8 protein-coding genes and 1 pseudogene are annotated in these 9,078 nt (G+C 70.2%); 6 read left to right on the top strand and 3 right to left on the bottom strand.

Going from position 1 to position 9,078, the window contains the following annotated elements:
- Nucleotides 1–167: 167 nt before the first annotated feature.
- Nucleotides 168–1,361 (bottom strand): hypothetical protein, encoded by a 1,194-nt coding sequence (locus ACIQTO_RS38030; RefSeq protein WP_402398241.1) that lies wholly within the window; start codon nt 1,359–1,361, stop codon nt 168–170.
- Between the two features lie 530 nt (nt 1,362–1,891).
- On the opposite strand from ACIQTO_RS38030, the gene ACIQTO_RS38025 reads away from it, so the two are divergent.
- The 4 genes from ACIQTO_RS38025 to ACIQTO_RS38010 all read left to right on the top strand — a co-directional run bounded on the left by ACIQTO_RS38025 (nt 1,892) and on the right by ACIQTO_RS38010 (nt 6,463).
- Nucleotides 1,892–2,311: a hypothetical protein gene (locus ACIQTO_RS38025; RefSeq protein ID WP_402398239.1), complete on the top strand. Its 420-nt coding sequence runs from the start codon at nt 1,892–1,894 to the stop codon at nt 2,309–2,311.
- A gap of 89 nt (nt 2,312–2,400) precedes the next feature.
- On the top strand, nt 2,401–3,255 hold the full coding sequence (locus ACIQTO_RS38020; protein WP_402398237.1) for a hypothetical protein: 855 nt from the start codon (nt 2,401–2,403) through the stop codon (nt 3,253–3,255).
- 104 nt (nt 3,256–3,359) lie between these two features.
- Entirely contained in the window at nt 3,360–4,034 is a 675-nt protein-coding gene (locus ACIQTO_RS38015) for an ABC transporter ATP-binding protein (protein ID WP_402398243.1), read from the top strand.
- Nucleotides 4,034–6,463 (top strand): ABC transporter permease, encoded by a 2,430-nt coding sequence (locus ACIQTO_RS38010; protein ID WP_402398235.1) that lies wholly within the window; start codon nt 4,034–4,036, stop codon nt 6,461–6,463. The genes ACIQTO_RS38015 and ACIQTO_RS38010 overlap by 1 nt, the downstream gene beginning before the upstream one ends.
- Nucleotides 6,464–6,575: 112 nt before the next feature.
- On the opposite strand, the gene ACIQTO_RS38005 is transcribed toward ACIQTO_RS38010, so the two are convergent.
- Both ACIQTO_RS38005 and ACIQTO_RS38000 read right to left on the bottom strand, forming a co-directional pair.
- Nucleotides 6,576–7,334 carry a lysophospholipid acyltransferase family protein gene (locus tag ACIQTO_RS38005; protein ID WP_402398233.1) on the bottom strand — a complete coding sequence of 253 codons (759 nt, stop codon included), beginning with the start codon at nt 7,332–7,334 and terminating at the stop codon, nt 6,576–6,578.
- 220 nt (nt 7,335–7,554) lie between these two features.
- Nucleotides 7,555–7,980: a DUF4395 domain-containing protein gene (locus ACIQTO_RS38000; protein ID WP_402398231.1), complete on the bottom strand. Its 426-nt coding sequence runs from the start codon at nt 7,978–7,980 to the stop codon at nt 7,555–7,557.
- A gap of 209 nt (nt 7,981–8,189) precedes the next feature.
- Here ACIQTO_RS38000 and ACIQTO_RS37995 point away from each other — a divergent pair, with 209 nt between their 5' ends.
- Nucleotides 8,190–8,603 carry a thioredoxin family protein gene (locus ACIQTO_RS37995; protein WP_402398229.1) on the top strand — a complete coding sequence of 138 codons (414 nt, stop codon included), beginning with the start codon at nt 8,190–8,192 and terminating at the stop codon, nt 8,601–8,603.
- 379 nt (nt 8,604–8,982) lie between these two features.
- Nucleotides 8,983–9,078 (top strand): annotated as a pseudogene (locus ACIQTO_RS37990) (electron transfer flavoprotein subunit beta); the annotation flags it as partial.

Raw genomic sequence — 9,078 nt, 5'->3', positions numbered from 1 at the left:
GAAGCTAAGCCTCACAGCGCCGATGGTACTGCAGGGGGGACCCTGTGGGAGAGTAGGACGCCGCCGAACAATCATTGTGAAGAACCCCCTGATCCTTTCGGATCGGGGGGTTCTTTGCGTTGTGCCGATATTCAGGTGCGGATATCTCGGCCGGTGGCCGCGGGTGGTCAGGATCGCGGCGCGGCCGTGCCCCAGCTGGGGCGGCTTTCCCACTGGTCGGCCGTGTCGGTGATCCGGGTGACGCCGGTGCCGTTGGCCTGCATGCGGTACAGGTCGGAGGTCCCTCCGGCGGGGGCCTGGGCGAAGACGATCGACGTGCCGTCGGGGGAGTAGGCGGCCGCGCCGTAGAAGTCGTTGGACGGGCCGGGGGTCAGGGCGTCGATGGTGCTGCCGTCGGGCTGCACGGTGTAGATGCCCCCGCCGGGGCTGTAGTCGGGGCCGGCCGGATAGGTGGTGAACACGATCCGGGTGCCGTCGGGGGACCAGCTGGCGCGCTCGCCGGCGCGCAGCTCCCAGGGGGTCAGCCGGCGCAGGCCGGTGCCGTCGGTGTTGACGATGTAGAGCGCCCGGCCCGCGGCGGGCTGGCCGGTCGAACTGGTCCGGTACTCGAAGACGAGCTGCTTGCCGTCGGGTGACCAGCTCGGGTTGCGGACGTCGCCGGAATACGGCTTGTCGTTGGTGAGGAAGGTCAGCCGCTGGGCGTTGGTGCCGTCGGGGCTCATCAGGTACAGGTCGGAGTACTGGATCTGCTTGTTGTCGGTCGGGTCGAGCGTGCCCCACGCGCGGCTGAAGGCGATCTGCTTCCCGTCGGGGGAGAAGGCCGGTCCGCTCTCCTGCTCGTTGGTGCAGTCGGCGGCGTCGGGTTCGCAGAGCTGGCCGAGTTGGTGAGCCTCCTCGCCGTCGGCGGTCACCGTCCAGAGCCGGGGTGTGCCGTTCTCCGTCTCGGTGCGGTCGAAGGCGATGGTGGTGCCGTCGGGGGACCAGTCGGGGTGGTCGTCGCGGCCCTCGCCGGGAGGCCGGGTGAGCTGCTGCAGGGCCCCGCCGTCGGCCGTGACGGTGAAGACGGCGCTGGTGAGGCGGCTGGGGTCGAGGAAGACCCGGCTGGCGATCAGGCCGTTGTGCGCCATGACGGGGAGGGCCGGGGCCGCGGCTCCGATCACGCCCGGGGTCGCGTTGGCGACGGCGGGTTCGGCCGTGGGCACGGCGGACGGGGACTCCGCCCGGATCTCGCTGAGCGGGATCTCGCCGGGCTGGGCACCGCACCCGGTGAGCAGGGCGGTGCCCGCCAGTAGAAGACCCGCACCGGCGTGAGCGCGGGTGCGGGCCGTGGTGGTGAGCGGCAGCGGCCGTGTACCGGTCATCGCTGTGTCATCTCCGTCTCTGAAGCAGGTCCAGGCCCCCGGGGAGCTGTCACTGTGTCAGATCGGGCAAGCGGTCGGGCCCCCGACACGCGACGGTCCGTGATGCCTCGGTCGCACGGAGTATGAAGAGTGGATTGTGCGGTTGACAGCGCGGCCACCCCGGCCTGGCTGATGGGGCCCCTGGGACGGCAGGTGCGTGCGTCCGCTGTGCAATGATTTTTGGCCGAACATCTGAATTTGCTAAGACGGTACCGGCATGTCCATAATTCGCGCTGGCGAAATATGGCAGTGGGCGCTCCGGATAAACGCCACGGTATATATTTCACCAAATGTTGGCCAAGTCGGACATCCTCATGTGATCCACATCACTCTTCATTCGATTGTTGGCCTGCGGTCGAGTTTGTGTCTAGAGTCTTCATTTAAGGGGGCTGCACCATGGGCGGCTTCCTGCAAATCGACGAGTTTGAACTCAAGCTGTTCTCAAATTCGGAGACGTCCGGCCGGCTTGATTCGTCGACAGTGCGAGATATATGCGCGATCTATCTGTTCTGCGCGACTACGAGCGAAAGGGCAATACCGTGATCCTTTCAGCAATCATTCGCCGGACGGCTATGGCCGGCGCCGCGGTGGCCGTAGCTACCCTGGGCCTTGGTGCAACACAGGCTTCGGCCACCCAGGTCGTCAACTTCCCGGGTTCAACCGGTGGGTTCACGTACAACTACTACGGCACCTACGCGGAGTTCTACACCGGGCAGGGTGGCCTTCAGTCGATCATCAGGGTCACCGGGAACGGTAGCGCCCAGGACCGTGCCCAGTGCCAGCGGGGCAATGGCGAGACGAACTGGTACCAGTCGACCATCCGCGCGAGCGGTGGCGGGACCTCGCACTACGACTGCTCTGCGAACGGAACCTACAACAGGGCGCTCGTCGGTGTTGGTGCGGACTTCTGAGCGTTCACAGTGGACGTCTGATCCCGCAGGCCGGCAGTAGGTCGGACTGCTGCACCTGACCGCTGCACCAGCTGCTCAGAAGGAGAGTCATGGTTGGGTTGAACAGGTCCCTCCTGCTGGTGCTGGTGGCGGTGGTCCTCCTCGGTGGCGCCGGAGCCGTGTACGCCTTGCGGTCCGACGCCACCGAGGAGACCCCTGTCCAGGCGGCGCAAGCGCGCCGCCTCACGCTGATCCTGGCGGGTCTGATTCCGAAGAGTGAGGGCAGTCGGTTCGACCTTGAGCTCGCGGCGAGGAGCGAGGGGCTCATTGCGGCCTGCATGTCGACCAAGGGGCTTCAGTACATCCCCAAGGATCCTCGCAGCCTGGTCGACACCGAGACTTCCACGGACTTCTCAAGCCTCGTCTATGCGCAAGGAAAGGGCTTCGGGATCGCCGCCTGGCCGAGGTTCGCTCCGAGTCACGAGAACGATGCCTACACGTCAGCTCTGACCGGGGCCAGCCTGTCCCGTTACAACGCGATCCTCGAGTCGTGCGCCATGTCGTCCAGCCAGTTGGCTGATCGCGAGTTTGGGGTCAGGAGAGGAAACTCTGACTACAACAGGATCGACGGAAAAGTGCGCTCGGACTCGCGCTACCGAGTTGCGGAGAAAGCCTGGTCGGCCTGTGCGAAGAGTAATGGATATGATCATTCGTCCCGATCCGCCTTTATTATGGAACTGCGTGCCGAATATCATACTCTGATGCAGGAGATAAACAGCAGAAGTGGAGCTGCAAGAGTTCTTTCGCAAGATGAGATGGAGTCGCAGGCGAAGAGTGACCCCAGATATCAGGAGTTCAGTCGCAAGGAGATTGATGCGGCTGTCGCGACCTTCTCGTGCTCACAGGAGGCTGACCGGGTGTACCGGGAGGTGTTCAGCGATCTGGCCGGGTTCTCCGCGCCATAGCGGAAGCCTTTGGTCCGGTTGTGGGATTGGCAACTGGAACTGGCGGCAGATGAGATGATCGCGCTGATCCGCAACGGAGGCGTGAAAGCGTGGGAGGGCTTGCGATGAATCTTCTGGTGGCCGAGGAGCTACGGCTCAGTTTCGGGACGACCCAGGCGCTGGACGGGGTGTCGTTCGAGGTCGCACCACGTGAAGTGGTTGCGGTCACGGGGTCCAGCGGGTCGGGGAAGTCCACTCTCCTGCACTGTCTCGCCGGGATCCTGCGACCGGAAGGCGGCACGGTTCACCTGGACGGGCGACGCATCGACGATCTCCCCGAGGCCGGCCGTAGCGCACTGCGTCGCCAGGACTTCGGATTCGTGTTCCAGCTGGGCGAACTGATTCCCGAACTCTCCGTTCTGGAGAACGTGTCGCTGCCGCTGAGGCTCACGGGTGCGACCCGACGGTCGGCGAGTCGGCAGGCGGTCGAGGCCCTGGAACGTCTGGAGATCGCGGACCTCGCCGAGAAGCGACCCTCGCAGGTGTCCGGTGGCCAGGCCCAACGGGCCGCGGTGGCCAGGGCCCTGGTCCACCGCCCGAAGGTGGTCTTCGCCGACGAACCGACCGGGGCGCTGGACACCGTCAACGGCGAACGCGTCCTGACAGCGCTCACCACGGCCGCCCGTGAGCAGGGTGCGGCGGTGGTGATCGTCACCCACGAGGCGCGGGTGGCGGCCTGCGCGGACCGCGAGGTCGTCATGAGCAACGGCAAGGTCGCCGGTGTGAAGGGGCGGGTGTGATGCGGGCCTGGTCGTTCCCCTTGCTGCTGGGGGTCAGGCTGGTCCGCGGCTACGGTCGTGCGGGGTGGGCCCGGGTCAGTCTGATGGCGGGCGGTACCGCGCTCGGCGTGGTCGTGCTGCTGCTGGCGGTCGCCGTCCCCGGGATGCTGCAGCACCGTGCGGACCGGGCCGACGCGCGGACGGTCGTCTGCGCGGCGAACGGCGAGCAGCCGGCGGCCGGTTGCGGACTGCTCGGGGAGAGCGTGTTCGACTCCTGGCACGGCCGCGCTCTGCAGCGCCAGCTGGTCCCCGCGGGTGGCGCCGTCACTCCGCCGCCCGGCCTCACGAGGCTGCCCGGCCCCGGGGAGGTCGCCCTCTCACCGGCGCTGAAGGCGTTCTACGACGCCCCCGACAACCAGGCTCTGCGTGACAGGCTCCCGGGCCGGGTCACCGAGACCGTCACGGCGGACGGTCTCCTCCAGCCCGACGAGCTCCTGGCCTATGTCGGGGTCGAGCGGACCCCGGGCGCGCCGACGCAGAAGCCCGCCGGGTACGGCCCCCAGGCGCACCACGTGACGGGCCCGCCGGTGGTCGCCGAAGCCGGCGCTGTCGCGGACGCCCGGAAGAACACGCTGACGCTCGCGGTGGGCGTGATCGTGGTGCTGACCCCCGTCCTGCTCTTCCTCGCCTCGTGTGCCCGGCTCTCCGCCGCGACCCGGGACCGGCGCCTGGCCGGCCTGCGGCTGCTCGGTATGACACCCCGGCAGACCCAGGTCGTCAACGCCGGGGAGAGCGCGGTGGTCTCGGCCCTGGGGGCACTCCTGGGGCTGGCGGTCTTCGAGGCGCTCCTTCCGTTCACCTCCCGCTGGACCGTCGCCGGCTACGGCTGGTACTCCGCCGACCTCCAGCCGCCGCTGTGGCAGATCTCCCTCCTCATCCTGGCCGTCCCGGTCCTGGCCGTGTGCGTGGGTGCTGCCGCGGTGCGTCGCGTCACCGGCGCGATTCGGGCGGGGCGGGCCGATGCCGCGCCCAAGCCGCTCTCGGTGTGGCGGCTGGCTCCCCTGGGCGTCGGTACCGTCGTCAGCGGCTATGCTGCCGCGAGCCAGCCGCCGGACAAGGGGGACCCGAACACCACGATGCTCCTGATCACGGCGGTCGGGCTGATGCTCGTCTTCATCGGTCTCGCGGTGGCCACACCGCTGATCGCGAGGAGCATCGGGGTCGTTCTGGGGCGCGTCACCCGCTCGATCGCCGTCCTCCTGGGCGCCCGACGGCTGGAGATCGAAGCCGCCGCCGTCACCCGGGTGGTCACCGGCCTGGTCCTGCTGGTCTTCGCCGGCGCTTTCGGACAGTCGGTCTTCGCCGCGATCCAGTCCCGCGCCCACACCGAGTCCTGGGCCCAGGTCATGGCCCCCGGGGTGTTCCAGGGACCGGCCCGCACCGCCGACGGCGCGGGGGTGTCGCCGTCGGTGCTGAAGGACGTCCCCGGAGTGCGCGGCGTCGTCCCGGTCCGGCGACTCCAGACCCCGCTGAGTGCCACCCCCGTTCCCCAGGGGCAACCGGTCACGGGCGGCGCGACCGGTTCGGGTGCGCCGCCGCTGGACGCGGCCCCGCCGCTGCCGCCCCGGGTGCACAACGCGGTCGTCCTGTCCTGCGCGGACCTCTCCTCGGTGATCAAGCAGGCCCCGTACGACTGCCGGGAGGATACCCCGTACTGGCTGCCGAAGCCCCAGCAGTCGCTTGCGCCCCGGGCCGAGGACGCGCTGACCCTCGCTCCCCGGGGGCCGGGCGGGGCGACCGTGACCGTGGCTCCTCCGACGCGTACGCTCGCCGTCCCCGACCTCTACGCCGTCTCCGACACCTCGCCCCTCGCGGCGGACATGATGCTCTCGCCCGCCGACCCCGCCCTGGCCGGTCTGGACATTCCGGCCGAGAAGTACCTCGTCGTCACCGACGGGCGGAACGCGACGTTCGAGGCGCTCAACGCGGCCGTGGCCCGGCTGGATCCGAGCCTGACCGTCACCACTCCCGACATCGCGCTGGAGGCGCAGTACCAGTTCCCGCTCTTCGAGGCGCTGCTGACGCTCGCCACCTTCCTGACGCTGGCGATCTCGTCCGCCACCATCGCGGTGGGCTCGATCGACCGGGCCGTCGAACGACGTAAGGAGGTCGCGCTCCAAGCCGTCGTCGGAGTCCCGCTGGCCACCATGCGGCGTGCGCAACTCGTCCAGGTCCTCGTCCCGTACGGGGCCGGGATCGTGCTGGCCCTGAGCCTCTCGGTGCTGGCGGGCCGCGCCTACGGCCGGACGGGCGGAACTCCGGGCACCATTCCGCTCGACGCCCTCGGAACCATCGTGGCGATCGCCGCGGTCGGTGCGCTGGCGGCCGGTCTCAGCGCGATGCCGGCCCTGGGGCGCGGTATCAAGGCGGAGTTCCTGCACCGCGAGTAGTGCCGGGCCGCGGGAGGGTGACCCGCCGTTGCTGGGAGGCATCGTGGCGGGCGGGTCGGAACGCACCTCCTCCGGGGAGTTCCGGGGGAGGTGCGTTCCGGCGCGGGACCGGTCAGTCGCGCCCGGCGCGGCGTTCGGCCTCCGCCTCGTCCTCGGCCTCGGCGACCTCCAGGGTGGGCGCGGTGCCGCCGAGGTGGGCGGGCTGCCACCAGGTGTCCTCGGGGCCGCTCGGCTTGCCCGGGTACTCGCGCTGGGCCCGGTCGAGCATCTCGCCCATCGCGGCGCGCAGCCGGCGGGTGACCATCACGGGCTTGTCGCCGGGCGCCAGCTCGATCGGCTCGCCGATCATGATGGTGACGGGGACGTGGCGCTTGGTGAGGGTCTTCGGCCGGCCCTTGGTCCAGAGCTGCTGGGTGCCCCACAGGACGACCGGCAGCAGCGGGGCGCCGGAGTCGGCGGCCATCCGGGCGGCACCGGTCTTGAACTTCTTCAGCATGAACGAGCGGCTGATGGTCGCCTCCGGGAACACCCCGACCATCTCGCCGGCACGCAGGGCGCGCACCGCCGCGTCGTACGCGGGCTGGCCGTCGGTGCGGTCGACCGGGATGTGCTTCATGCCCCGCATCAACGGACCGGAGACGGCGTGCTTGAAGACGTCGTCCTTCGCCATGAAACGGGTCTTGCGCTTGCCGCCGCGGAAGGCGCCGAGGCCGGCGAAGAGGAAGTCCAGGTAGCTGATGTGATTGCTCACCAGTACCGCTCCGCCCTTGGCGGGGATGTGTTCGGCGCCGACGATCCTGATGCGCACGTCGAGCGCGCGGAAGACGGTCAGTGCGGCGCCGATCACCGGCGGGTACACGAGCTCTGCCACGGTCAGTCCTGACTTCCCACGGGCCCTGGTGGCCCGGTCCGGCGGTACCCGTGTCGTCCGTGGGACCGACCGCCGGAGGCGCGGCACGCCGCGGCGGCCACGGGTGATACACGGAGATGATCCCCCGAACGAGTGCCCGCTGTCACCTGAGGCGAGCGGTCGGGCGAGCGCCGGGGGTGTGATGTCCGTGATGGGCCTCCCGGGAACCTTTCCCGGGAGGTCAGGACGCGGGGTCGAGCCGGCCCTGCGAGCGGCGGACCAGCAGGTACATCTCGCAGCCGAGGCAGTAGCCGAACGCGGCGTTGAGGAAGGCGGCGGCGAGGGCGAACCCGGTGGCCAGCAGGCCGAGCCAGGTCACCCCGGTGAGGAAGCCGAGCGCGCCGACGACGGCGAACACCAGGCCGACGCCCTGCGCGAAGCGCGGCGGGCGCTCGTCCTCGGTCTCGGTCGGCGGTGCCAGCCGGGGGCTGACCAGCGTCCGGTACAGCCAGCCGTACGGTGACCGGCGCAGGCCGCCGACGGCGCCGAGGCCGAAGACGACGGCCTGGAGGGTGAGCAGCAGGCCGCTGCTGCTGAGCAGGACGGCGATGAGGACGGCGGTGCTGAGGGCGGCGGCGAACCGCGGGCCGCGGGGGTCTATCTGCACGGGGACTCCGGGTCTGGATCGCTGGTGGGGGACGGCGGGGCGCGTCAGTGACAGCGCGAGGCCGTGGCCCGGCACAGGTCGACCACACGGCGGGTGGTCAGCAGCGGCTGTGCGGGGCGGTCGGAGTCCACCCGGCGATCGTACGCGGGCCCGGTGCCGGAGGTCGACCACTCTGTCGGACCAGGAGGGGGCCGGGGCAGACTGGGGGGATGACCGGGTTGGTGGTGTGCGTTGTCGTGCTCGCGGTGGCGAGCGCGTTCGGGCTGCTGCGGGCCAAGCGTGACGGGAGGCTGCGGGTGCGCACCAAGGACGGGGCGGTAAGGCTCTCGGCGGCGGACCTGGGGGAGGCACTGGGCGAGCGGGCCACGCTGCTGCAGTTCTCGACCGCCTTCTGCCAGCCGTGCCGGGCGACCCGGCGGGTGCTCGGCGAGGTGGCGGGCATGGTCGAGGGGGTGGCGCACGTCGAACTGGACGCCGAGGCACAGCTGGACCTGGTCCGCCGGCTGGAGATCCTGCGGACACCGACGGTCCTGGTGCTGGACGCGGGCGGCCGGGTGGTGCGCCGGGCGGCCGGGTTGCCGCGCCGGGCGGACGTGATCGCGGCGCTGGGTGAAGCGGTCTGACCCGTCCCGGCGGGGTGCCGGTGAGCTCCCGGCGGGGATCGTGCGGTCCGGGTGGTGAATCCCACCCCGGATGCGCCGCCCCGTCAGGTGGTGTCGGGACGGCGCTGGGGCAGGATGAGGGCTGACGGCCGTGCGGGCCGTCCCGCGGTCCACCCGGGCCGGGGGTCCTTCGGGGCCGCCGCGAGGTGTTCCGCGGGCCGGTCGGCCGGGCTCGGCGACGTAAGCTACTGGCCAGTAGTGTCATTCCGCCACCGGCGAGTATGCTGCCAGGAAGTTCCGGACCGGCACGGGAACACGCTGCCCGGAGCGGGTGCGTGCCGAGTTCGCGCCCGCTTGCACAGCCGCAGCCGCCGGACGAGACCAGTACAGGAGACAGGCCGTGAGCTTGAGGATCGTTGTCTGTGTGAAGTACGTGCCGGACGCGACGGGTGACCGTCGGTTCGCGGACGACCACACCACCGACCGGGAGGGTGTG

The sequence above is a fragment of the Kitasatospora sp. NPDC091207 genome (assembly GCF_044768625.1).
Classification (GTDB): domain Bacteria; phylum Actinomycetota; class Actinomycetes; order Streptomycetales; family Streptomycetaceae; genus Kitasatospora.
The sequence above is the reverse complement of the archived record's forward strand: the minus strand, read 5'-3'. Positions and strand labels throughout refer to the sequence as shown.

What these genes read in the sequence shown, in the direction of transcription:
- ACIQTO_RS38030 (WP_402398241.1), bottom strand. Translation starts at nt 1,361, where the DNA reads ATGACCGGTACACGGCCGCTGCCGCTCACCACCACGGCCCGCACCCGC.
- ACIQTO_RS38025 (WP_402398239.1), top strand. Translation starts at nt 1,892, where the DNA reads ATGCGCGATCTATCTGTTCTGCGCGACTACGAGCGAAAGGGCAATACC.
- ACIQTO_RS38020 (WP_402398237.1), top strand. Translation starts at nt 2,401, where the DNA reads ATGGTTGGGTTGAACAGGTCCCTCCTGCTGGTGCTGGTGGCGGTGGTC.
- ACIQTO_RS38015 (WP_402398243.1), top strand. Translation starts at nt 3,360, where the DNA reads ATGAATCTTCTGGTGGCCGAGGAGCTACGGCTCAGTTTCGGGACGACC.
- ACIQTO_RS38010 (WP_402398235.1), top strand. Translation starts at nt 4,034, where the DNA reads ATGCGGGCCTGGTCGTTCCCCTTGCTGCTGGGGGTCAGGCTGGTCCGC.
- ACIQTO_RS37995 (WP_402398229.1), top strand. Translation starts at nt 8,190, where the DNA reads ATGACCGGGTTGGTGGTGTGCGTTGTCGTGCTCGCGGTGGCGAGCGCG.